General features: G+C 38.0%; 16 protein-coding genes and 2 riboswitches. Of the genes, 7 read left to right on the top strand and 9 right to left on the bottom strand.

Translation table 11 applies throughout. The annotated features are described in order from the left end of the window. Nucleotides 1–218 precede the first annotated feature (218 nt). Nucleotides 219–4,097: a Calx-beta domain-containing protein gene (locus AC012T_RS00400; RefSeq protein WP_487062279.1), complete on the top strand. Its 3,879-nt coding sequence runs from the start codon at nucleotides 219–221 to the stop codon at nucleotides 4,095–4,097. Between the two features lie 65 nt (nucleotides 4,098–4,162). Beyond that, entirely contained in the window at nucleotides 4,163–4,297 is a 135-nt protein-coding gene (locus AC012T_RS00395; protein ID WP_487062277.1) for a hypothetical protein, read from the top strand. 181 nt (nucleotides 4,298–4,478) lie between these two features. Here AC012T_RS00395 and AC012T_RS00390 read toward each other — a convergent pair whose 3' ends face one another. Both AC012T_RS00390 and AC012T_RS00385 read right to left on the bottom strand, forming a co-directional pair. Continuing rightward, nucleotides 4,479–4,976: a DUF937 domain-containing protein gene (locus AC012T_RS00390; protein ID WP_487062275.1), complete on the bottom strand. Its 498-nt coding sequence runs from the start codon at nucleotides 4,974–4,976 to the stop codon at nucleotides 4,479–4,481. Nucleotides 4,977–5,048: 72 nt separating this feature from the next. Beyond that, on the bottom strand, nucleotides 5,049–6,749 hold the full coding sequence (locus AC012T_RS00385) for a sensor histidine kinase (RefSeq protein WP_487062273.1): 1,701 nt from the start codon (nucleotides 6,747–6,749) through the stop codon (nucleotides 5,049–5,051). A 375-nt stretch (nucleotides 6,750–7,124) separates the two neighbouring features. On the opposite strand from AC012T_RS00385, the gene AC012T_RS00380 reads away from it, so the two are divergent. After that, nucleotides 7,125–8,678, top strand: coding sequence for a YcjF family protein (locus AC012T_RS00380; RefSeq protein WP_487062271.1), 1,554 nt, complete (start codon nucleotides 7,125–7,127; stop codon nucleotides 8,676–8,678). Nucleotides 8,679–9,690: 1,012 nt separating this feature from the next. Then, complete coding sequence (locus tag AC012T_RS00375; protein ID WP_487062269.1) at nucleotides 9,691–11,463, top strand: protein kinase domain-containing protein; 1,773 nt, start codon at nucleotides 9,691–9,693, stop codon at nucleotides 11,461–11,463. Nucleotides 11,464–11,531: 68 nt separating this feature from the next. Here AC012T_RS00375 and AC012T_RS00370 read toward each other — a convergent pair whose 3' ends face one another. Then, nucleotides 11,532–13,652 (bottom strand): tetratricopeptide repeat protein, encoded by a 2,121-nt coding sequence (locus tag AC012T_RS00370; RefSeq protein WP_487062267.1) that lies wholly within the window; start codon nucleotides 13,650–13,652, stop codon nucleotides 11,532–11,534. Between the two features lie 156 nt (nucleotides 13,653–13,808). Here AC012T_RS00370 and AC012T_RS00365 point away from each other — a divergent pair, with 156 nt between their 5' ends. Beyond that, on the top strand, nucleotides 13,809–14,504 hold the full coding sequence (locus AC012T_RS00365) for a rhomboid family intramembrane serine protease (protein ID WP_487062265.1): 696 nt from the start codon (nucleotides 13,809–13,811) through the stop codon (nucleotides 14,502–14,504). A 208-nt stretch (nucleotides 14,505–14,712) separates the two neighbouring features. Here AC012T_RS00365 and AC012T_RS00360 read toward each other — a convergent pair whose 3' ends face one another. Beyond that, nucleotides 14,713–17,781 carry an MFS transporter gene (locus AC012T_RS00360; protein ID WP_487062263.1) on the bottom strand — a complete coding sequence of 1,023 codons (3,069 nt, stop codon included), beginning with the start codon at nucleotides 17,779–17,781 and terminating at the stop codon, nucleotides 14,713–14,715. A gap of 495 nt (nucleotides 17,782–18,276) precedes the next feature. Between AC012T_RS00360 and AC012T_RS00355 the strand changes: the two genes are divergently transcribed. Then, nucleotides 18,277–18,480 carry a chlorophyll a/b-binding protein gene (locus AC012T_RS00355; protein WP_015216614.1) on the top strand — a complete coding sequence of 68 codons (204 nt, stop codon included), beginning with the start codon at nucleotides 18,277–18,279 and terminating at the stop codon, nucleotides 18,478–18,480. A gap of 144 nt (nucleotides 18,481–18,624) precedes the next feature. On the opposite strand, the gene AC012T_RS00350 is transcribed toward AC012T_RS00355, so the two are convergent. The 5 genes from AC012T_RS00350 to ntrB form a co-directional block, all read right to left on the bottom strand. Next, complete coding sequence (locus AC012T_RS00350; RefSeq protein ID WP_487062261.1) at nucleotides 18,625–19,962, bottom strand: ArsB/NhaD family transporter; 1,338 nt, start codon at nucleotides 19,960–19,962, stop codon at nucleotides 18,625–18,627. Between the two features lie 113 nt (nucleotides 19,963–20,075). Next, nucleotides 20,076–20,720, bottom strand: coding sequence for a universal stress protein (locus AC012T_RS00345; RefSeq protein WP_487066372.1), 645 nt, complete (start codon nucleotides 20,718–20,720; stop codon nucleotides 20,076–20,078). Between the two features lie 149 nt (nucleotides 20,721–20,869). Continuing rightward, nucleotides 20,870–21,005, bottom strand: a riboswitch (cyclic di-AMP (ydaO/yuaA leader). Nucleotides 21,006–21,022: 17 nt separating this feature from the next. Beyond that, the gene (locus AC012T_RS00340; protein ID WP_487062259.1) at nucleotides 21,023–21,859 is read right to left on the bottom strand and encodes an ABC transporter ATP-binding protein; all 837 of its coding nucleotides are present in this window, start codon (nucleotides 21,857–21,859) and stop codon (nucleotides 21,023–21,025) included. Nucleotides 21,860–22,021: 162 nt separating this feature from the next. Continuing rightward, nucleotides 22,022–23,464: an ABC transporter substrate-binding protein gene (locus AC012T_RS00335; protein ID WP_487062257.1), complete on the bottom strand. Its 1,443-nt coding sequence runs from the start codon at nucleotides 23,462–23,464 to the stop codon at nucleotides 22,022–22,024. 208 nt (nucleotides 23,465–23,672) lie between these two features. Then, the gene (gene ntrB, locus AC012T_RS00330; protein ID WP_487062255.1) at nucleotides 23,673–24,524 is read right to left on the bottom strand and encodes a nitrate ABC transporter permease; all 852 of its coding nucleotides are present in this window, start codon (nucleotides 24,522–24,524) and stop codon (nucleotides 23,673–23,675) included. A gap of 97 nt (nucleotides 24,525–24,621) precedes the next feature. Further along, nucleotides 24,622–24,840: riboswitch (cyclic di-AMP (ydaO/yuaA leader) on the bottom strand. A gap of 378 nt (nucleotides 24,841–25,218) precedes the next feature. Here ntrB and AC012T_RS00325 point away from each other — a divergent pair. Continuing rightward, the gene (locus AC012T_RS00325; protein ID WP_487062253.1) at nucleotides 25,219–26,415 is read left to right on the top strand and encodes a sensor histidine kinase; all 1,197 of its coding nucleotides are present in this window, start codon (nucleotides 25,219–25,221) and stop codon (nucleotides 26,413–26,415) included. The last annotated feature ends 49 nt before the right edge of the window (nucleotides 26,416–26,464 follow it).

The following is a 26,464-nucleotide window of genomic DNA, read 5'->3' as shown; positions in this document are numbered from 1 at the left end:
AGATCCCTATGCGAGGCTGCATTCCATTGAATTTTTTACTACCATTTTTTAATTAAATTATTCTCATTTGCATCGCATAGTGATTTAACACTACCAAAACAATACCTATACTTCATTAAAACTTTGTGTCAAGTTAAGTAATAATACTATAGACTTAATTATACAAAACATAGAAGATAGCAGATAGACTGCTCAATAGTTACAGGGTATCAATCGCAATGGATGAGCTAATACTACAAGGCAATCAGGATGTCTCCCATCCTGTTTCTGGACTGGCAAAAATCGCTTTTTTGGATGGTATTGGTAAAGTCCTCAATCCCCTTGACGGAACTCACCTTAGTCTTAATCCATTGCTATTAACCACAATTGAAGCAGTACAAGACTGGTCTAACATAGTACCTGAACCGCTATCATGGGATCATATTTTTGGCTGGCAAAGTTCTACTACTAACATCCTGCAACAAGATATTTACCCCACCCTACAGCAATTTGCACAATCTCCTGATTTTCAGTCACAGATACACTCGATTTTCGGAGATAATCTCAACGCTGGGAAATTAAATGAAATTGCTTCTGATTGGTTAATGGGTAACTTTAGTCTATTGCCACAGATAGAAGTGCTAGACACAACTGTATTTTCCACAAGTACATTAGGCGCTTTTGCTGGAGAAACCAATCAAATCTATCTTTCTGAAAAATTACTTAGCAGCGGAAATACTGAATTAATTAAAGAGACAGTCATAGAAGAAGTTGGACATTTCCTAGACAAACAAATAAATACAGCAGACAGCCCCGGTGATGAGGGACAATTATTTGCAGCAGTCGTTACAGGTAAACAGCTTAACGCAGATCAGATTGCAGAGATTAAAACCGAAGACGATACAACGACAATCTTTGCAGATGGCAGATTTTTAACAGTTGAACAAGCTACATCTACAGTTACCATAACTGCCGCTCCTATAATTACCATTGCTGTCAGTGATGCAACTGCGGCTGAAACCATAGCAGGACAAACCGCAAACCCTGGTAAATTCACACTCAAACGCACAGGGGATCTCACTTCAACCCTAGCAGTTAATTATACCGTTGCTGGGACTGCCACCAATGGTACAGATTACAATCAATTGACTGGTACTGCAACTTTTGGCGCTGGTGCATCTACAACCACAATTGATTTGACTATGATTAATGATGCTATTTTAGAACCAGCAGAAACAGTCATAGTTACATTAAATAGTGGTAACAGTTACAATTTAGGCACAACAACAACCGCTACAGTTAACATTGCTGATAACGATAAACCGACAATAACTATCAAAGCTACTGATGCAAGTGCGGCAGAAACAGTAACAGGACAAACCGCAAATCCTGGTAGATTTACTCTCACACGCACAGGGGATTTGAGTTCATCTCCCACAGTTAATTATACCGTTACGGGTACTGCAACCAATGGGACAGATTACAATCAATTGAATGGTACTGCCACTTTTGCATCTGGTTCATCTACAGCCATAATTGATTTGACTGTGATTAATGATGCTCTTTTGGAAGCACAGGAAACAGTCATACTTACATTAGCGAGTAGTGAAAATTACACTTTAGGAACAGCCACAACAGCTACAGTTAACATTGCTGATAACGACAAACCAACAATTACTATCAAAGCCAGTGATGCAAGTGCGGCAGAAACTGTAACTGGACAAACCACAAATCCTGGTAGATTTACTCTCACGCGCACAGGGGATTTAAGTTCATTATCCACAGTTTATTATACTGTGACGGGTACAGCAACTAATGGCACAGATTACGAAACATTGACTAAAAGTGTGACTTTTGCCGCTGGTTCAGCTACAGCAATAGTTGATGTTAATGTCAAAGATGATGATGTATATGAAGGGAATGAAACAGTTATCGTCACTTTGGTAAATAACGCCAATTACACTTTAGGAACTGCAAAAACTGCCAATGTAAACCTAGTAGATAACGACAAACCGACAATTACCATTAAAGCCAGTGATGTAAATGCAGCAGAAACAGTAGCTGGACAAAGTGCAAATCCTGGTAGATTTACTCTCACACGCACAGGGAATAAAACTGCTGCTTTAACTGTCAATTATACAGTAGCGGGTACAGCAACTAATGGCACAGATTACAACACATTAACTAAAAGTGTGACTTTTGACGCTGGTTCAGCCACGGCGATAATTGATGTCACTCCTATTGAGGATATTGTCTATGAGGGTAATGAAACAGTTATCGTCACTTTGGCAAATAAGGCTAGTTACATTGTAGGAACTGCGAACACTGCTACTGTTAATCTTGCTGATAATGATTCTGCAACAACTGTTAAACCGACTATTTCTATTAATGCTAGTGATGCAAATGCAGCGGAAACAGTAGCTGGACAAACTGCAAATCCTGGTCAATTTAAACTTACAAGAACTGGAGATTTAAGTTCTTCTCTGACGGTTAATTACTCTGTGGTGGGTACTGCAAGTAATAGTGCCGATTACAATAATTTGAATGGAACAGTTACATTTGCTGCTGGTTCATCAACGGCGTTAATTAATGTTACTCCCATTGATGATGCTGCGGTTGAGGGAAATGAAACTGTGATAGTTACTCTCAATTCTAATGCGGCTTATAATTTGGGTGCGGTTAAGACTGCAACAGTAACTATTGTTGATAATGATCCTTTACCTTACATTACTCTAAGTAGTCCTAATGGTGGAGAATTCTTACAATCAGGTTCAACTTATAATCTAAGCTGGACTGACAATATTAGCGAAAATGTAAAGATTGACCTGTTTAAAGGAGGGGTTTTATCTAGAATTTTATTTAGTTCGACGGCAAGTGATGGTAGTGAAAGTTGGACTTTACCATTTGATTTAGTCGCAGGTTCAGATTACTCAATTCAAATTAGCAGTGTTAATAATGCTAATGTTTACGACTGGAGTAATAGCAACTTTACTATTAACACTATTAACAGTGATTGGTACAGTCAGAGTTTATTAGATACTGGACTGATCAGCTTAACTCGTTCTTTAGGAGAAGATGGTAACTTAAGTCGTAACGACATAATTTCTATTTTCCGTGAAACAAAAGATGCTGGTGTGATTGATGCTAATGAATTAACTGATTTGCGTACTATAATCAATAACTCTAGTCGTTTTACAATGACGGATCATGTAATAGTTCTGTCTAATAAAATTGCCTATAGTGTTCCGGCTAACAGTCGCTCAGGTTTCGGTGACTTGTTTGCTGGTAGTAGTTCTACCCAAATGGAAAACCTGATTGGTAAATGGTTCTTAGGTACAGATCGTCCTGTTTTAACCAGTTCTTCTTACATCTATCAATATACCAGTGGTTCTCTGTTCCAAAATGGAATCTCTTATACTGATGTCAATCAAGGAGTAGTTGGTGATTGTTACTTCCTTGCAGGATTAGCAAATACAGCATTTCGTTCATCCAGTACAATCCAAAATATGTTCATTGACAATGGAGATAACACTTATACAGTTCGCTTTTACAAAAATGGTGTAAGTGATTACGTCACTGTTGACCGATACTTACCCACTGATGCCTATGGATATTTTATCTATGCTCATCAAAGTGGAGATAGTTGGGGAAGTTATAATAATGTTTCTAATGAACTTTGGGTTATGTTAGCAGAAAAAGCTTATGCTCAGATGAATGAATCAGGAGGGTTACAAGGTGCTGCTAGTGGCATATACGCTAATAGTTATAGCAGTATCGCTAGTGGCTATGGAGGTGGTGCGATCAAAGATATTACAGGACGTGATACAGTTTATGACTATCTCACAACCAGTGATTTTTCTAATATCGTTAATGCTTTTAACTTAGGACAAATGGTTTATTTTAGTAGTAAATCATCTCCGATTAATACAAGTGTTGTCAGAAATCATGGATACGTTCTTGTAGGATATAACTCATCGACTCAAAGATTCACTCTCTATAATCCTTGGGGAGAAAATGGAGCTTATGACTCAGATTGGGTTCAAAAACCTGGCTATTTAGAAATGTCAATTAGCGAATTAGCTAGTAATTTTGACGGCTGGGAGCAGATAATTACATAATTCGTCGTATAGCTGTAACTGGATATTTCCCCCTCAAGGCTACAGCTATACCCATTAGCTGATATATGAAGTGGGAGAGCCTATTTGGGAAGATGTATCGAGAGCGATCGCATAACTCACATCTTGCACCAACAAAAATTGATGCAACCTCATTAATTATTAAACAGAAAACGTGGATAAAAAGTCCAAAACTTGATTAATCCACGTTTATTATAGCGGTTATCGGTTGAGTGAGATACAAGAACCCCAACCTCCTCCTCCTTCGGATTTACCAGTCGCCTACGGTGGTAAAGCCGCCTACAGCGATGAGGGGGCTATGATGTATTTCATTCATGTGCATACCGCTATATCTATTTCTCAGTTAGTAATTACCGTTAGTAATTACCTGCCTAAAAACCGACTAGCTAATTTCATAGCGTCAGCAATATCAACGTCTCCGTCTCCATCAGCATCTAGGAATTTATTCAGCAACGGATTTCCGCCTGATTGCAAGAAACTCAGCACTAAAGGCACTAATGTAGGTAATAATTGTTGAATCATCCCCACATCTAGACCTGTGCGTTGCGCTGCAATTTCTGCAACTTGTTGTTGAATAGCCGGAGAAAATAGGGTATTTACGGCTTGGGAATCTGGAGAAGTACCTGCAAATTGATTCACCAAGTTTTGGACGGCTTCAGTTCCCTCTGTGGCTTGCTTTTCTTGCAAAGAGGAATGCACCTGTTTCCCAACTACTGTTAAGATTGATTGAATAGTGGCAGTATCTGCACCAGTAGTGTTACTCACTTGCTGAACAGTGTTAGCAATTTTTACTAATTGACCTAAACCACCTTGTTGGTTGGAATTAGTGACTGAGCCTAGAATTTGATCAAAAAGTCCCATTCAGTTTTTTCTCCACTTGTAATGTAATATTTGCCAGAGTTCATACTTTAATAAAGAAAATTTAGTGGAAATTTAAGGTTGATTAAGCGGTAGAGCGATGACAAACTCTGTACCTTGATCTACCTCAGAATTACAACTAATTTTGCCTCTATGTTTTTCTACCACAATTTGATAAGTAATGGCTAAACCTAAACCTGTGCCAATTCCGCGTGGTTTGGTGGTAAAAAAAGTTTCAAATATTTTTTGTTTATTTTCTGGCGTAATTCCTTGACCGTTATCTGCAATTCTTACTAATACCCAATCATTACATAGGCATTCTGTAATAATGGTGATTTCAGGTGAAAATTGTGAATTGCCATAAGATTTTTCTTCTAATGCATCAATAGCATTACTCAAAAGATTCATAAATACTTGATATAGTAAACCCATATAACCAGGAATTTGGGGAATTTCTCCATAGGAGCGAATAACGTTAATACTATGTTTGATACGATTATTTAAAATCAATAATGTGCTATCAATACAAGGATGTAAATCTACTAAGTTAATTGTACCTTCATCTAACCGCGAGAAGTTTTTTAAACTGCGGACAATTTCTCGCGTGCGTTCAGTTCCTATTGTCATGGAACTAAATATTTTTGGTAAATCAGTTTCTAGGAAATCAAAATCAATTTCTTCAGCTATATTTTGCACTTGAATAGGCGGATTAGGAATTGTTTCTTTATAGGTTTTAAGTAATACTAATAAATCGTCAATATAACTTTGTGCATGGACTAAATTACCAGAAATAAAATTAACAGGATTATTAATTTCATGGGCAACACCTGCTAACATTCGCCCTAAACTTGACATTTTCTCACTTTGAATCAGTTTTGTTTGCGATTCTAATTCTTGAATTTCTAAAAGGTGTTTTACTTGTTGAATCAATAAATTTAAAGCATTAGCTAAAGTGCCAATTTCATCTTTTGTGGTTACAGGTGCTTGTAATTCAAAATCAGCTTCTTGGGTAACTCTGTGAGCTATATCTGTGACAGCATTAATAGGACTAGCAATGATTTTACTTGTATATACAGCTAGAGCTATTGCGATCGCAACTGATAGCACCATACTCACAATAATGATCTGTGCTTGCAGTCTGGTAGCCTCTCTATAAGCTAAATCAGCTTCTTTTTGGCGATTTTGAACCGTTTCGGCAAATTTGGATAATTCATGGGCATATTGATAAAAGTTCTGTGCGGTTTGACTTTGATTAAATTGCCAAATTAATTGCTGTGCTTTTGCTAAATCTTCTGGATTAGATCTCAACAGGGTAACTTGCTCAACTAACTGTTTGAGGTTTTGAAAATATGCTTTGATGTCGCTATTATACTTTTTGAGCAAATTCTGCAAATCATCTTGGGAATTGGGTTGACTAAATTTCTCTAACTGGGAAAATAAAATTTCGGCTTCCTGAAGATGAGCTTTTAATTCAGAATTTTTTGAGCGTGAAGCTTGCGACTGACTTAAAACAGGGATTATTTCCTGTTGATCAATCTGAACTTCCAAAAGCTTTCCTTGCAGACTACTTAACAAACTTCCTTCCTGATTGGCCAAGAGCATTTTTGCACCGGCTGCTTGGAAGTAGAGAGCGCCCATTACTAACCCGGCGGCTGTCCCTAAGACTGCAATTCCTAGAGAAAGGGTATATCCACTGACAATTTTTTGTCTAATACTGAGTCGATTAAAGAATTGTCGCAACCAGTTAGAGGAACTTAATTCAGAGATAGACTTCATGGTATAACTCGCCGTTGAACTTTTCGATAAGGTAAATTTTGAGGAAAAATGAAGAATTCAGCAGCCAGTCATTAACAGTGATCAGTGAACAGAGATTAGATAATTTTGGATTTCGGATTTCGGACTTCAGTGCGGTGAGACTGCACGAACAACAAGGTACAGTAAAAGTGAGTCGAAGGATTTTCGATTGATTTCTTGGATAAATCCGGGGACTTTGACCATCAAGGAATCATTGGTCACGGTTTTGAAGGAACATTTGATACAAACTGGATCTTAGTTTAGCAAAATTTGCTTCTTTGGACTCTGGATAAAAACACTCAACCTATTAAGATCAGAAGCATCTGTCTACTTAATACCCTTTCATTTTTGCTATTCATGCCTCTGTCGCGCATAGTCACACTTATTGTTGGTCTGATTATCATTTTGGGTTTAGCCCTATGGTTGATTGATTCGCTTACACGGCTATACTGGCAGTTATCCTATTCTCCCCTATTAGGAAATCTGCTGCTGTTGCTGCTGATTCTGCTTTTGGGAGGGTTGGTTGCTGCTTTTGTCTATTATGTACTGGTGCTGCAATCTGGTGAACAAAAATCACGCCGTAGTCACAGACGAGTTACTCCTAGTCAAATTCCTGCGGCTAAATCTGATGCGGCTTCAAGTACTCTTCAAGCTGTACGTCAGCAGGTAGCCCAAATTCAAGATGAGGTTACTCGTCAAGCTTTATTGAGTCGCACTCAGGAAATTGAAACAAATTTGGCACGGGGGGAAATTCAAGTTGTGGTGTTTGGGACAGGAAGTGCTGGTAAAACTTCCCTAGTGAATGCGATTATGGGGCGGATAGTCGGTCAAGTCAATGCACCGATGGGTACAACTCAGGTGGGGGAAACCTATTGTTTGCGGTTGAAGGGATTAGAACGGAAAATTTTAATTACCGACACACCGGGGATTTTAGAAGCGGGTGTGGCAGGAACGGAACGGGAACAGCTTGCTAGGGCTTTGGCGACGGAGGCAGATTTGTTGTTATTTGTGGTAGATAATGATTTAAGGCGTTCTGAATATGAGCCGCTGAAAGGGTTGGCGGAGATTGGTAAGCGATCGCTCTTGATTCTCAATAAAACTGATTTATATACAGATGACGATACAGAAGCTATCTTGACAAAGTTGCGCCAGCGGGTACGAGATTTTATTGCTAGTAATGATGTTGTAGCGATCGCAGCTAATCCCCAATCTGCACAATTAGAAACCGGCGAAACCTTCCAGCCAGAACCAGAAATTATCCCCCTATTACGACGCATGGCCGCTGTCTTACGCGCTGAAGGTGAGGATTTGGTGGCAGATAATATTCTCCTGCAATCTCTACGTTTAGGAGAAGAAGCCCGCAAACTGATTGATTCTCAACGCCGTCGTCAAGCCGATAAAATTGTGGAGAGGTATCAATGGATTGGGGCTGGTGTGGTTTCTGTCACCCCTTTGCCAGTTGTAGATTTACTTGCCACAGCCGCAGTTAACGCCCAAATGGTGGTAGAAATTGGCAGAGTTTACGGTTGTGATTTAAATATGGAACGAGGACGAGAATTAGCCCTGTCTTTAGGAAAAACCATTGCTGGCTTAGGAATCGTCAAGGGTGCAATTGAATTACTCTCGACTGCACTACAACTCAATGTTGCCACCTTTGTGATTGGTAGAGCCATCCAAGGGGTGACAGCAGCTTATTTAACGCGCATTGCCGGGAAAAGCTTTATTGAATATTTTCGCCATGATCAAGATTGGGGTGATGGGGGAATGACGGAAGTTGTGCAGCAACAGTTTCAGATCAATCGTCGGGATGAGTTTATCAAAGTTTTTATCCAAGAAGCGATCGCTAAAGTAGTCCAACCCTTAAAAGACACCTTTGAGGATCAAGAAGAGAACAGCAGCGAATCTCGTTAGAGTTCTCCAATTAAAAAAATATCCCACAATTTCTTTTGGTGCGGGCATCTTGCCCGCTAATAATACAAGGACGAGCAAGATGCCCATCCCACAAGATTGGATCATCTTTTTTGTGGAGTTCTCTTAGGCAAATTTCGTACATTGTTACCTATTGTATATTCCCTGCCCCCAGGGCATGGTTAATCTCTATCTTTTGAGATATACCTATCGACAATATTTCGGTTTAAATACGAATACTGTTGATTAATGTCCTTAACCTCCTCTATTCCTGAGCTTATAAATCAGATTGCAGCGCTTTGCTAAGGATTAAGGACAATTATCAAATCAATGTTACCCATAACAATGTTTTTCTCTCAATATTAAGAAATATTTCGCTAATAGCGTCAATAATATCGAGAGCCATCGTTTTCAGCCTTTAGATTTACTTATAGAAACAATAGAAAATTAGTAATAAAATTCCCAAATGGCTTGACACCTTGATGTATCCAATTAAGTCGGTGGATAAATAGCGATCGCAAACCGCAACCTAAAAATCACACAAATATTTCACCACTTCTTTATTTTTTGTGAAAACGTAGCCAAACTAACCTTTTTATCCCTCTACAATCTCATTCCTTAAACTCCTAAGATCCCTAATACCTCAGACCCCTGATACCTCAGACCCCTGATACCTCAGACCCCCTAAAAATAAAAATTAGTGTTCTAAGCTTCATTAAGCCTACGTAAAACCACTAAATAAAAAAATTGAGCATCTATGATATTAACGTGAATTTGATGTATTTTATTTCACCTCTTTGCAAACTACCCCAGAAAACAGTAAAAAGCTGTAAAAGCCTATGATGACGTTGTTAATCCATCTCTGTCAAGGGTGATAGACATTTATAAACTTGGATTTAATCTACTCACCTTAATTTAAAGCTACAAATAATTATTTCTCGGTATTCCGGAAACTGCTAGGAAATTCAGAAGAGGTAGGTAACAACTTATGTAAGGCTTTCTCAGTAAGGAACTTATGAGCAACCAAACAGTAAAACAACTTCTACAAGGACGTTATCAAATTGTTCAAAGCCTTGGTGCAGGAGTATTCGGACAAACATACATTGCCGAAGATGTAGACTATCCAGAAAGACCTAGATGCGTAATTAAGCAGTTAAAAATCAATGACTATCAGTCTAATGCTTACTTTGACTACTTAAGGCTGCGTTTCCTCACCGAAACTGAAACCCTCAAGCATTTGGGAAAACATAACCAAATTCCGCAACTGATCACCTTTTTTGAAGAAAATGAGCAGTTTTACTTAGTACAAGAACATATTTCTGGACAGCCTTTGTCCGTGGAATTAAGTCTCAATCAACAGCAGGGAATCCAATGGACTGCAATCGAAGCAATGACATTTCTTGAAGACGCTTTAGGAATTCTCGAATTTGTTCATTCTCAAGGTTTTATTCATTGTGATGTGAAACCAGAAAACTTAATCCGACGCGCTGGTGATCATAAATTAGTGCTAATTGATTTTGGCTCAATTCAGCCAATTGATTTTAGCACTGATGCAGAATTACCCATTTCCCAGATTCCTGTCAGTTCATTGGGTTACATACCACCAGAGCAATTTCTGGGTCAAACACAACCCAATAGTGACATTTATGCTTTGGGTATGATTGTTCTCCAAGCTTTAACAGGATTAACACCTCTACAACTAAAAATTGACCCTACTAATAATGAAATTCCCTGGCGTTGTGAAGGCACTGAAATTGATGAATATTTAGCTGTTTTTATCAGCCAAATGATTCGTTATAATTACCAAGAACGCTTTCAATCTGCCAGCGAAGCACTGTGGATATTAAATCACATAACATGGAAACACCAACCGCAAATTGTTCCCACCCAAGCTCCAACTTCTTTAAAAAAAACTGTTCAAAAGAAAAAGAGTAAATCGGAACCATTATTGGCAGGAATGCGACTGGGGCTAGCACTTAACTCTTTGGTAGTGGGATTAGGTGTATCGGCTCTAGTCAATAATTCACTAGTTTATTCAGAAACAGGAACTTTATCTAAAGCTATAACTGAATATCAATCAGGGGATTTAGAAAAGGCAATTAATATCGCTAAATCAATTCCTCCCTATAGCAACGTATATCCAGAAGCTCAAGATACAATTGCCGAATGGCAAAAACAATGGCACAGTGATACAGAAAATTATCTAGCAGCCGAACAAGCTTTAAATGACGGTAAATTATCAGATGCAATACTTAATGTTTCTCAAATTCCATATACTTCATATTGGCGTTCTAAACGAGAAAAACTAGTTCAGCAAACACAAGCTAACCTGGAAGAACAATCACGCAATTTATTAAATCAAGCTTACGCAAAAGCTGAGAATAGAGAATTTTCCGCTGCTTTAGAATATTTGCGTCAAATTCCTCCCGAAACTTCTGCTGGTACTATAGTTCAACAAAAATTGGCTGAATACAAACAAAAGCAGCAGATAAGAGCAGGTTATTTTTTACATACTGCTTACAAAAAAGCCTTAATGAATGACTTTGCTAGTGCGATAAAATTGCTCAAAAAAGTTCCCCAAGATACTGAAGCTTATCCTCAAGCTCAAATCAAAATACAAGAGTATAATCAAAAGTTAGAAATACGAGGAAAAATTCAAAACATCGTTAAAAATAGCAGAGTTTCTGTCATCAATCAACCTACTATATTTGGACAGATAGACTCAGATGCTAAAATTGCATATTTTCTATCACCAGATGAAGTACGAGAAGTCAATATTAGTACTTAACCAATATCAAGGATACTCACCTAACAATCATATATATGGGTTCAAAAATCCACTAAATTTGAGATTATTTATAAATTTGAATTAGGTAGCCGCAGAATCGGTACTATTATAGAGCGAGATTTTTCTGGTTGCAATTGAGTTTGCACCTGTTTTATAGCATCTATTGCTTGTTGGTAATCAGGCTTGTATTTAATCGCTTGTTCATAGGATGCGATCGCTTCTTGATATTGTTTTAAATTCAATAATGTATTTCCTCTACTATACCAACTTTCATAATGATTTTTCTGATAACGAACTGCTTTATTATATGATGCTAAAGCATCTGCATATTTTTGTAAATTATATTGTGAATTACCTAAATTATACCATACATTATAGTCATTTGATTTTAAAGAAATTGCTTTATTGTAAGATTCAATAGCTTCTGCATAACGTTGACTTTGATGAAATGCCCATCCTAAACTATACCATGCTTGATAGTTACTAGGATTATATTTAATAACTTCTTTAAAAGAATCAATTGCTTCAGAATATCGCCGTAAAGTAATCAAGCTATTACCTCTAGAAAACCAAGCTTGATAATGACTGGGCTTGTACTGTACTAATTGACTATATGCTTTTAAAGCATCTTCATGGCGGTTTAAATTGACTAGAGCATTTCCCCAATTATATAAAGCTGCTTCATAGTCTGGTTTTAATTCTAAAGCTTTGATATATGCTGTTATTGCATCATCATATTGTTTTAAACTCTGTAGCAAAAATCCTTTTTTATACCAAATTTCATAATTGTCTGGTTGCAATTTAATTGCTTGATCATAGGACTTAATTGCATCATCATATTGTTTTAAATTCTTAAAAGCATCACCTTTAGCATTCCATACGGCTGGGTAGTCTTCTTGCATTTCCAAGGCTTTATCAAAAGCAGAAATTGCTTCTGAATAACGCTGTAAATTCGCCAAAGTGAAACCTCTACCAGTCCAGGCTTCTAAATAATTTGGCTGAAGTTGAATAGCTTTATCATAAGCTATTAGTGATTCTTGATATTTTTGTAATTCAAAGAATGCTTGACCTTGACCATACCATGCTTGAAAATAATTTGGTTTAATATTTGCTGCTTTTTCATAAACTGCTAGGGCATCTTCGTATCTTTGTAATTGTAAAAGTGTATTACCTTGTTTATATAATTCTGTAGCATTATTAGTATTAACTTTATTCAAAATATATATTGATGCTGTTCCCCCCAAACCCATTAATAATAATCCTAATGTTAATTTGATAAATATACCTTTTTTGAATTTTTGCGGTTTGATATTTTTAAGATTATTACTTGTAGCAGCCGGACTTAATGCCAGTGTCCCAGAAGATGGTTTATTTAAACCTTGCAATGCATTTAATGCTACAGTTGCTGAAGCATAACGTTGACGAAAATCATAACAAACCATTTTATCTAAAAAATCTGCAAATTCTGATGTAACTGTGGCATGATTTCGCCACATAATTTCATTACTATCATCATCTTTTTCTAATTGATCCGGTGATAATCCAGTTATGGCTTGAATGGCAATAATTCCCAAAGCATAGATGTCACTACTCAACTTTGGTGTTCCTTGTGCTTGTTCTCCAGGCATATAACCGGGTGTGCCAATAGCGACGGTAGATTTCGTTTTACCTGCGGGAATCATGACTTGGGTGGTGATTTCTTTAACTGCGCCGAAATCAATTAAAATTAATTTGTTATCTTGTTCTCTTCTCAGGATATTGCGTGGATTAACATCACGGTGAATTACCTTTTGTTGATGTACAAAGTCTAAAATTTCTAAAATTTCTTGTAACAAGGAAATTACTTGATCTTGATTTAGAGTTTTTCCTGCTGCTAACTCTTGACTCAGGTCATGACTAACGATAAATTCCTGAACAAGATAGAATTCTGCATCTTCTTCAAAGTACGCTAGAAGTTGGGGAATGCGATCGTGAGTACCTAATTTGTACAAAACCTGTGCTTCAGTATCAAATAGCCGTCTAGCTATTTCCAAAGTGGCTGCATTAGTTGACTGGGGCTTGAGTTTTTTGACAACACACTGCGGTGAACCTGGCAAATGAGTGTCATAAGCAACATAAGTTTCGCCAAATCCTCCTCCTCCTAGGTGGCTGATAATTTGGTATCTTCCTACAAGTGTGTTTCCTAGCATCTCGGTTGCTGAATTGAATGCAATATTACCTAATTACATCTTGCCACAGAGGACTGGGGATTGGGTATTGGGGAGATGGGCAGGAACAATTACCAATTATGATCACGGATTTTAGAGTTTTTGATTACCAATTACCAATTACGAATTACGAATTATATGATTCCCATTAGTGATAATATCTATAGTTGGAAAAAGCCGATTATTACTTATTGGTTAATTGGTATTAATCTGTTTATATTTTGCTGGGAACTGAGTTTAGATATTAATGGTAAGTTAGGTTATTTTATCAATAGTTGGGGAATAATTCCAGAGCAAACTCATACAGCATTTACAAATGCAATTTTTTACAATTCAGCAGCGTGGATTGTTGTATTTTGGCGATTATTTTCTCTACCTATATCGCTGTTTTTACATAGTAGTTTTAGTCAATTATTGGGGAATCTACTTTTTTTATGGGTGTTTGGTAAAACTTTGGAAAGAACTTTAGGAAAACAGAGATATTTATTACTTTACTTAGTCACTGGCATTTTTGCTGGGATGATTCAAATTTTTATGGAACCAAAATTAACAATTCCAGTGATTGGTGCTAATGGGGCAATTGCATCTATTTTAGGTGCTTATATTATGAAGTTTCCTAAAATAAATATATATTCAATATTGCCTTTAATTATTGTATTTATTCCTGTGGAGATACCAGCATTTTTTTATTTGTTTTGGTGGTTTGTACAACAGTTATTTTACGGAATTGGTAGTTTAAATATTCCTGGTGGTGTAGCTAATCTTGGTTATTGGGGACAATTTGCAGGATTAGTAACGGGTGCAGCTTTTATAAGAATGGTGGAACGGCGGTAAATTCGTAACTCTGGGATCTTTACCTTATTTTCCATCAAGCGATCGCACCACATTATCCTGTAGGGGTGAAGCATTCGCACAGTATATATGGGCAGAAGATGAGGAAAATCCTACAAATGCTAATTAGCGATCGCTTTATTTGTTGAATTATTAATCAAAAAAACCTCCCAGATGGGAGGGAAAGAAGTAGCGGAGTCAATTTATCAACCTACACCATCACTACAGCACTCGCACCTCCGAAGGCTGCTGCAAGACCGGAAACAACCGCTGTGGCAAATAACCACCAAGCAGCATTAGCCGCAGCTTGGCGCGTTTCCTGGGCTTGTCGCTGTGCTTGGTGTTTCACCTGTTCTAGACGATGTTGGGCTTCGCGCTGTAAACGTTCTGCCCGTTCTAAGACATTATTCCGGGCGCGTTCAACTTGGTCAATAATCCTGTTAATATCTGCTTCTGAGATATCCTCACGGGAACTCAAAATTGCGACTAAAGTTTCCCGGTTGAAGGATGAAAGGCGATCGCGCAAAGCATCAAATCCAGCTTGAGGATCATCAAACAATTGGCGGATATCATGCTTAATTCCATCATAATTAAGTTCCGGGCGATCTAGAGAATTGAGATAATTACGAATATTGGCAAAAATGCCCTCAATCACATCTTGGATACGTCGTTGGACTCCCCGTACTTGTTCTACGAATTGGTCGCGGATGAGGACGATATTATCGGCAATTCTGGCTGCTTCTTCATCAGTCATGTCTTCCCGAATTTTCAACAAAGCGATTATGGTTTCTCGGTCAAAATGTGCCAAGCGATCGCTCAAACTTTCCATCCCCACCCTCGGATCATGCAACAATAAATGTAGATCTCGCTTGATCCCTTCCGGGTTCAATTCTTCCTTACCCGTCAGCCGTAAATACTCTTGCAGATAAGTTTGGAAAGTTTGTACCCTTTGCTGTGTCCTGGTTGCAAGGCGACGTGGCGCACGGACAAAGTTACGAATGGATGTCTGCACATCATCAATGACTTGATTAACTTGTTCCTCACTCAAGTCTTGACGTTGACTCAACAATTGCACCAAAGTATCCCTATCAATATGCGATAAACGACGACGCAGGGCAACCATACCCTCTCTAGGATGTTCAAATAATCTCGTCAAATCTCGCTGAATTCCTTCAGGATTCAATTCCTCCTTGCCAGTATTTCGCAAGTAATCGGCAATAGTAGTAGTCACAGAATCATATTGTTTCCTGGCTTTTTCTGTCACTAGTTGTGGTGTATGGCGGATACTATGCCATGATTCTTCCACCGTATGAATAATTTGATTAACTTGTTCTTCAGTTAAATCTTGGCGTTGACTCAACAGTTGCACCAAAGTATCTCGATCAAACCGAGACAAACGCCACTGAATTGCTGCTAGTCCAGCCTGGGGATCTTCTAAAAGTCTTCTCAAATCAGCACGGATAGCATCAGGATTTAATTGTTCCTTGCCTGTATTCCGCAGATATGACTCGACATTTAACCAAAGGGTTTCTGCTTGATATTTGGCTTGTTGTGCCAGTCCTAAGGATTCTACCAAAACGCGATCGCGCTGCATTTCCAATTCATCCAAAATCGGATCTAAATCCCGTTCTTGAATATCATTGCGTGCTAAGAGAATCTCCCCCATTTGTTCCCGTTGCATTTGTGCCAGTCGTCGGGATAAAGTTTCATGATCTGCCTCTGAATCTGCCAACAGTGGTTTAAAATCTCGCTCAATCCCTTCTGGTGTTAACTCAGTTTTCGCAGTCACCAACAGATAACTTTCTACCCGTCGTTGCAAATCTTGAATAATTTCTCTTTCTTCCTGGGCCGTTACTGTCACTAGCACATTATCCCGCACAGCCATCAATTGGTCAGCAATGTGGGTAATTTGTGTTTGAGTCAACAGTCCCCGTTGTTGGAGAATATTCACAAAATCCTGGCGAGATATTTTTTCTAATTCCCTATGTATTACACCAGGGTCAGCAACTGGATCATAGATCACATCCCGAAATTCTTGAGCAATTCTTTCCTGACTTAGTTGCCAAGCATAGGTGTTACGCAGGTAGTTTTCAATATCTGCACGAATGGGACTATAAGGTTGTTCTGTAACTTGTTTTATGACTTTTTGTCTAGCAGTACCAAAAGAATGCAAAATTTTCTCCACATCCAAATCTGATAAATCAGCCCTACCCAAAACTACCCCAGTTAGTGCCGATATTGCCTGTTGTACCATTCCTGGCTTTTTGTCTGCTGCTTTGGAGGTATGGATTTCAGCCATTAACTGGTCAACTTTAGTATTGAGTTCATCGGTTTTAGTTTGTCCAGGGGGAAGGGATTTGAGATACTCTGTCAACTCACCCAAGCCATTTGTACTTGGTGCTTGCTTACTTACCACCTGTTGCCAAATTTTGTATAAAGTATCAGCAATACGCTTAACTTCCCGTTTAGATAAATCAGTCCGACTGCTCACCAAATCAATAAACTGTTGACGGTCAATGTTGCGGAGGTCTGGACTATGAGCGATCGCTTGAAACTGCGGTTCATTGAGTAATCTTTCAAATTCTCCCCGAATTTTAGATATATCAAGTTCTGGGGGACGTAGCTTTTCTATGTAATCTTCTATATTCTCACGAATACTGGCCGGATCGAAACCAGAAGCAGGTAATGCGATCGCACTCTCCAACTCACGACGCACAGCAGATGCAGCCGCACCAGCCGTTGCTACCACTTGCTGATTCACAGCTTTAGCCCCCAGCGCCGCCGTAGCCGTTCCCATAATCGCCTGAAAACCAGAGGTAGCAGTATTCACCACTGAGCCAATTAAAGAACCTACAGTAGTAGTACTAACCCATACTAGTAATAAAAAGTATGCCCCCCAAATTACTAATCCTAAAATTGCTCCTAAACTCGGATCTAAAATCAACAAACTCAATTTCACAGCCAAGAAACAAGCAATTAATAAAGCTAATGTAACTGTAACTAACGTCCAAACCCCCAAGCCCGTACCGATTTTGCGAATTGTGCCACCAAAACTTTCAATTTCTTCTGATTCTGATGGATGTCCCAAATAGGAAATACCAGCAGCAACCGAAAGATTTGTGAAAACTAATTGGAAAGCAAATGCCAGAATCACCCCAGAGATTAAAGCCACAAAAAAGCGCGGGCCAGAAGTGAGAACCGATGCCTGTGCTGGTGAGACGTTGGCGGGGTTTACAGGTATTTGTGCCATCCACCATAAATGTTTGTACAGTTCCTGCATGATTTATATTTTCCTGCCTCTAATTCAACTTGAGAAATTCAATATTTCGTTAGTATTTGTGTCCAAACACAACTCCTCTAGCTTCTAGAATCAGGGAAAGTAGGCTACCATAGCATCCATCTAAGGTTTGAAGACCTAGTACAACCTTAGAAAGGAATTGAGTCTTTTATTATTGTAAATATATGTTTAAATTATGTCTTTTATAAATAGAAGTCTTGCTATTTTTAGTTATAGATTTTCAGTTTTTACTGAACATAAATCATGGTTCAATTATCTTAGTTTACGTTTATTTATAATTAATAATTTTGTCAACCTCTCAAGGTAGATTTGTTTGCGTTACCAGGTTGATAATTATCTCCCACAAGTAGTGCCTCTAGTTTGTATCTATAGGCATAAAGAAACTTTGTGTGTCAAAGCTACATTAAAGTAAAGCAACCAAATTGTTTTGGATAAAAGATTCAAAACCTCAAATTCACTTAATTTTGGAGATTGCAAATGGAAACTCGCTCTTCTACCGATATACCATCTGTTGCTAAAGCCTATAACGGTGTAGATCGTAACGCTTTTATCTTTGGCTGGAATCCTCAAGCCGAATTGTGGAATGGACGCTTGGCAATGATTGGATTTCTAGCTTACCTACTTTGGGATTTAGTCGGCTATAGCGTTCTTCGTGACGTGCTGCATATCATGAGATATTAACCAACCTAGTTAGCTAGTTAAGGCTGGTAATAGGTAATTGGGATAATTCCTAATCAAACTCCGTTATCTACCTATGATCTTTAAAAAATCCCCTTTTCCAATCAAGAACAGGAAAAGGGGGAATTTTTTTATAATTTGCACAACTTAAAGTAAAAAACGCACCAACATATACAACCCTGAAGTCACAAGTTGCAGCAACATTACAGGAAGACCGTAATGCAAAAAAGTCTTAAAGGAAATTCTTCTCCCATGCTGTTCAGAAATCCCAGCCGCTACAATATTAGAAGATGCACCTACGAGAGTACCATTACCTCCCAAAGTTGCACCAAACATCATGGCATAAAACAATGGTAAAACTTCCGGGGGAAACTGTCCTTGATAATTTTGTGCTAAAACTTCTGCTGGTGCTAATCCCACATTGACAATATATTGTTTTAGCAAAGGAACCATCGCCACAACTAAAGGAATATTAGGAATAACGCTAGATAATATCCCCACCAAAAATAGCAATATTAGCGAACCAAGGAAAATATTTTTGCCCAAAATGGTTCCTAAAATACCTGATAAACTTTGAATCACACCTGTTTTATCTAGTCCCCCAATTAGCACAAAAATGCTCATGAAAAATATTAAGGTACTCCAGTCTACATCCCTTAATATATTGTTAACAGTATCAATGCGGCTATGGTGAGATAACAATAAAGCTAAAGCAGCACCTAACAAAGCTACCGCAGCAGGTGAAATAGGTATTGGTAAAGATTCACCAATTACAAAAAATATCAATACAAAACCTACAATCACTCCACCCACCATTAAAACTCGTGGATGATTGATTTGTGGATGTGGTAATTCCTCCAAATTATCTAGCGTTGTATTCCAAATTTTTTTAAATAAGAATGGTAGGGTAATAACTACAGTTCCAATAGCCAAGACTCCTCCTAAACTCAAGTTCCATAAATAATCTATAAAACTAATATTCACAGCATCACCAACTATATAAGTCGCGGGATCTCCAACTAAAGTTAACAATCCAGCACTATTGGCAATCAACACCATTAAAATCAATAAAGGCACAAAATTTACCCCAATTTCTTGTGCTATTGGAGGAATTAAAGGTGCTAACAGCATGACTGTTGTCGCATTGGGCAAAACGGCACAAATAGGAGTAACAATTCCCACAATACTCAGTAATAAACGCTTACCATTACCTTGCGCTAGGATGACAATTTGTGTGGCTAAATAATCAAATATCTTAGTAGGCTCAAATGCACGCACCAATACCATTACGCCAAAAAATAAACCCAGTGTTCCATAACTATTGCCAATATAACTAACAGCCTCTGGCAAAGTCATAATATTACTAAAAACCAGTAATAATGCTCCCAATAAAGCAGCAATAGTAAGATGTACCCACTCCATCATGATTAAAACAATGACGGTAATAAATATGATTACACTGAAGATAGCTTGCCAATTTTCCACACATTTAACCTCGAAATATTACTGCTTGGATAGTAGCGAAAAAGCCACCTATACTTTAGGTGACTTTTCCATAATTTTAATTAATTGCCAATCACTGTGATTGAGAATAGCAATTATTCATCAATGCAACTGGGAATACCCAAGACAGCACAGGGAAAATTAGTACCTAGCGTCTTAATCATCGGATCATCTACAGATTTGCACCCTAAAAATAGAATATCAGCAGTTTCTGATTCCACAAATTTTTTAAGTTCTGTACCAATTTTGCCAAACCGCAGATGTGATTTAAATGAAACTTGCCATTCTTGAGCTAGAGTTTTTGCTTGCCAGAGAATTCTTTCTGCTTCTTGAAAAAAAGTTCTTGATTCTCCTTGTAATTTTGGTGAAATTTCTATTACCTTTTGTTGAGTTAATACTGATGTAACTGACTTTGATAAATTGCTCGCTGCACACTCTAATGGCAGCTGATTATGGGGAAAATTGAAAATACCAAGATATTGATTGCTGGAGTTTGGTTCTACTACATAAACAGCCTGAACTGTAACTTGAGTATTGGTAGCTAAACTCGTTTGGTGGGCAATCCAACAAGCAATATCTAAGGCTGTATGACTTTGAGGTGAAGCATCATAGCCAACAATTAAGTTAACGGAATTGGTTATTTGATATTGTTGAGAAACCTGGTTTTCAGCTTCTGGTAACAATACCATTTGTTCAACTAGGTCATCACGACCTATCGCACATTGCAAACGTGCTAACATTGGTTTGATTTTCACAGTTTTAACTTCTCTCCCTTGAAACGGATTACAAATGAGAAGCAGGGATGCTAATTTTGGATTTTGGATTTGATCCAAAATCTAAAATTGATTTAGGAAACCCCAATCATAACTGCTATTACAGCCAAGGTTTTGGGGGTTCCTTCCATTGCCGACGGAGTTAGCTGACGGGCTAAGACTGGAAGGTGTCTCTCGTTAGATTAGCCCCAATTTTTGGTTCCTCCGCTTCAAATCTAGCTTTCATGAATTTGAATTAGGCTACCCACTAAAAAGACAATAATACTATTTTATTCTTCTGAAGTAAAGTAGTGGTCTAGAAAATTTAAAGCGTGGTTGCGGAGTTCAAAATATTCTTTAGAATTTCGGATCGCACTCCGATCACGTGGACGCTGAAACGGAACTTTGAGGATTTCTCCGATATTAGCACATGGGCCATTGGTCATTAATACAATCCGATCAGACATATAAATTGCTTCATCTACATCATGAGTAATCATCATTACTGCTTGACGATGATTTTCCCAGATATCTAATACCTGACGCTGCAATTTACCACGAGTTAAAGCATCTAGTGCGCCAAAAGGTTCATCCATTAATAACATTTTGGGGCGAATTGCCAAAGCTCTAGCAATACCTACTCTTTGTTTCATACCTCCAGAAATTTCATCAGGATACTTATCGGCAGCCGCTGTTAAGTTTACCATTGCCAAGTGTTCATTTACAACGCTAATTCTTTCGGCACGATTAGCATTTTTTAGCACTTCATCCACAGCTAAACGAATATTTTCGCGCACGGTTAACCAAGGTAGCAAAGAATAATTTTGAAATACCATCATCCTCTCTGCACCCGGTTTGCGGATTTCTTTGCCATCTAAACGTACTGAGCCAGAGGTAGCTTTTTGAAATCCACCGATAATTTTTAGTAATGTTGATTTACCACAACCAGAATGTCCTATGACAGAAATATACTCATCCTCACCAATTGTCAGATTAACGCCATCTAAAATGACAGCATCACCTTTATCTGGTGTCGGATAAGACTTGACCAAATTTTCAATTTCTAAAAACCCATGATGGGGCTTAACTTCTTGATAAGTATCGTTAGAGAAAGAGGTATATCTCATGATTAAATATTCCTGAATTAGTTGAATTTTGGATGGTAAATATTACTCGTCCCATACTCTGTATGAGAATGAATTCTAGAAAGCTCTAGCTCTAAAGTCCTTGAAGGCGGAGCCTTTGTGATTGCATTTCCAGTCAGAGACTGGGAACGAGATATCCCTTTTTTAGGACATAAAAAAGCGAGTAGGAGCATTTGCTTTGATGGTAAAACTATTTAGATAACCGACAGGATCACTAGGATCAAAGCCTTTTTTATCTATGAATACTTCTGGCGGTTCAACTTTATAATCTTCCTTGGGGCATTGAATTCCCATTTCCGCAGCAATCTCCCGATATAAATCTGTTCTCCAGCCTTTTTGGGCTAATTGAACGGCATTTTTGGGAATTTCTTTGATTTGCCCCCAACGAGCAGCTTGGGTAATTAACCAGATGCTGTGAGAACGCCATAAAAATGTCGAATGATCTCCTGTTGGTTGAGGAATATTTTTAGGAATATCAAAGAAAATTGTGGTATCAGCGGCTTTAATAGTTCGGTTTTTGTCATCAAAACCACCATAGCTGTAATTGCCAATAATTCCCGGAGAAGTCAATTTAGTTAGGGGTTCATTTTTCTGTTTTGGTTTTGCACCCGTAAAGGATATTTCTGTTAGCAATTGAGCTACTTCTTGACGATTTTCGGGTTTACCGCAATACTGACAAGCTTCTATCATTGCCTTTACTAAAGAACGATAGGTTTTGGGATAATTGTTGATGAATGATTCCATCACTCCCAGCAGTCTGTCTGGGTGTCCTTGCCAAACTTCTTTACCTTGAGCGAATGTAAAACCGATACCTTCGTTTCCTTGAATTGCTCTGGTGTTCCAAGGTTCGGCTACCATGTAAGCTTGCATAGCGCCAATTCTCATGTTTGTCACCATTTGCGGTGGGGAAACGATAATTACCCGAAATTCCTTGAAGGGATCTACACCAGCAGCAGCGGATATATAGCGGACAAAGTATTCATAAATAGCAGAACTCAAAACTACTGCCCAAATTTTCTTTTCTGGGGGTTGTTTGTCAAAATAGCCCCGGAAGTCTTTTCCAAAGGCTTCTAAAGCACCATCACCATATTTTTGTTGATATTCGTACCAAGGACGTATCCCAAAGTCCCACATCTCTTTGTTCATGGTCATGGCGTTACCGTGACGATGTATGGTCATGGCTGCACATAAGGGGGCATGACGTGCGCCTTCTGCACCTATGCGGGCGTTGGTGACGGCACCAGAGACGACGGGAGCAGCATCGAGACGACCGAAAATCAGACCGTCGCGGGAGTTTCCCCAACTAGCTTCGCGGTTGAGTGTGACATTTAAGCCATATTTGCGGAAAAAACCTTTTTTCCATGCGATCGCAAATGGCGCACAATCATTTACAGGAACATAACCAACTGTAAGATCAGGTTTTTCTAAATCTTGGGGTCTAACTAAGGGTTCCACAGCTAAAGCTGCTTCTGTCAGTCCTTTAACAGACTTATCTCCAGATATCCCACATGATGACAACGCTAAACCCGCAGTCGTTGCACCTATTCCCTTGATAAAATCTCTGCGATTCCAATTATTTTCACTCATAATTGTCTACAATTTCGGATTTTTCGTGTTGCTGATTGATGGGATGATTTGTTGCTCACGCAGAGGCGCAGAGACACAGAGAGAAATGAAGAGTTTGGCGTTGCATAATTAGAGGATGAAATTAACTTTGAAAACTTTTTTTCTTTGCGTCTCTGCGTGAGACAAAAGATGTAATTGATTTACCTGAAAATCGCCGTAAATAATTCTTTTACTTCACACTTCCCGGACGGTGGGTAACTAATTCTTGAATTTTGCCGACAGCATAATCTAAAACTAAGCCAGTTAAGCCAATTACAAACACTGCCAAAAATACAGAACTGAGATTTAAACGACTCCATTCATCCCAGACAAAAAATCCTATACCTACACCACCTGTCAGCATTTCTACAGCAACAATTACTAGCCAAGCAATCCCTAAACTAATTCGCAAACCTGTAAAAACATAAGGCAAACTGGCAGGCCAAATAATTTTGATAATCTGTCGCCACCGAGGCATTTCCAACACCAGTGCTACATCTAAATAATCTTTGGAAACGCTAGAAACTCCCAAGGCTGTATTAATAATAGTTGGCCAAAGGGAGGTAATGAAAATGACAAAAATAGCAGAAGGATCTGCCAAATTGAATATAGCTAAGGAGATAGGCAACCAAGCAAGGGGTGAAACAGGTTTAAATATCTGAATAATAGGATTAAAAGCCAGCATCGCTGGTTTAGACATCCCAATTAAAAACCCCAAGGGAATTGCTACTAATGCACCTAACCCAAAACCTAGTAATACCCGGCGTAAACTGGCTAATAATAACCAACCAATTCCTAAGTTACCTGGGCCTCTGTCATAAAAGGGATTTAAGATGTAGTCAAGATTAGCAATTAAAGCTTCTGATGGTGTAGGCATCAATTCACGATTAGCAATTGCTACCACCCACCACAGTATAATTATTCCCAAAAAACCGACAACAGGCAATAGAAACTCATCCCGAAAAATGACAGGTTTTGCTTTTTTCCAAGCAAATTTTCCTGCAACCGCAATGGTTGCAGCTAAATTAAGTTGAAAGATCATTTATAACCTCAACAGATTTAAGTGCAGGTACGAAAAATGCGAGCAGTACCAGCCTTGGACACTGATGAGATCAGAACATTAGAAAAATGCTGTCTCTTCAGTCTCCTCTCAATGCTTACGAAGTTAGCTGACGGGCTAGGACTGAGAGATGTCCCTCTATCAGGAATAGTGAGTTTTGAGTGCTAAGTGATGAGTTGAATATTGATTAATTTTTCACTTTTTGCTCTTAAATAGTCACTTTCTGAAAGATACGCCCCAAAATTTGGTTTCTCCGCTCCAGCGTTAACTTATGTGCTGGATTAAGCTGACTTACTCTAAATACACATTAACAGCAAAACCATAACATTAATGTACAGTAAAAGCATCTGTATTCATAATTAATTTTATTACTTTCAGTACTTAATTGTAGTAAGTCTTCTATTGCGTCAGCAATAATTAAATTAGTTTATAGTTGTAGGATGAGTAAGTCTCTGTCTATAGGCATATAGAGAAAAGTAAGTATCAATAATTATGAAATTTATATACTTAGGTATTTTTGTTTAGCATGGTAAAAATATTACTGAATTACTCAATAAACAGATAAATTATTACATACTTTCTCTGCTAAGTAAGTTGTATATAAAATTGTGATTATCAAACATATAATCGTTAAACTGATTACATAATAGACATCCAATTAACTGAATTAAAAAAAATGGATTTTAGTCAATTACTGGCTGAACGGATTGATACAATAATAGATCAATGGGTAATAGCAGTTCATCAAGATAAGCGGATTGAAAGTGCAAATAATCTACCATACAGCAGAATCAAAAATCACGTGCCTGATGTCTTAAAAGCAATGGTTACTGTGCTTTCAACATCTCAGGGTAATGATTATAAAGCTATAGTAACTGCCAGTTGGCAGCATGGATCACTTCGGGCTACACAAGGCTTTAATCCAGCAGAAATTGCTAGGGAATATCATCATTTAAGAACGGTGATTTTTGATACTCTACAAATAGATTTAATGCAAGGAAAGCCGACAGAGATCATTCGGACTATGCGGTTAATTAACGCCGTGATTGATGAAGCGATTGCACGCTGTTTTACTAGTTATGTTGATGAAAGATTACGAGAATTAGAAAATCTACATAACACTTTAGCATTACATAATCAGGAACTAACTCGCTTAGTTAATACTAATCGAGAACATCTCTCTCTACTAGCACATGATTTAAAACATCCCCTAGCTTCGATTATTGGTTACTCTGATTTATTTTTACGTGAACATCGAAAAAAAGCTCACAAACAAGATACTTGTAACAATATTGAACATATTGAACGAGTATTACGTAATGGCCGACACCTGCTACGTTTAATTAATGATTTACTAGAATTATCGCGGCATGATGCTGGAAAAACTAGACTTGAACTCACATCAACTAATGTGTGTGAAATAATTGACAATATATGTGAAGTGTTTGAACCTTTAGCCACTGAAAAAGATTTGATTATCACAGTGAATTGTCATCAAGCTCTCCAACAAGTAATTACAGATGGCTTTCAGTTGCAACAAATTTTTATGAATCTTGTAAGCAATGCGATTCGCTACACAGAATTGGGCAGTATTAATATTTCTTGTCAGATGTTAGATGATCAAAAATGGGGATTTAGCATTACTGATACAGGTATTGGTATTGCACCAGAAAACCAAGAGCAGATTTTTGAACCCTATTTTCGCTACGCTAATAAAAAGTTTCGTCTTCCTGATAGTACTGGTTTAGGTTTGGCCATAGTTTCCCGATTGGTAAAATTATTACAAGGTGAAATTAAGCTAGTTTCTCAACCAGGATTTGGTTCTACTTTTACTGTAATATTGCCGTTGCAAATGGAAATGAAAGAAAGTTGATTTCGCTCAAAGAGACAAAAGGTATTTTTGCAGCTTTGAGTAAAATCAA

This window comes from Anabaena sp. EIM26 (genome assembly GCF_057568715.1).
Note: the sequence above shows the minus strand (reverse complement) of the source record. Positions and strands in the feature narration are given on the sequence as shown.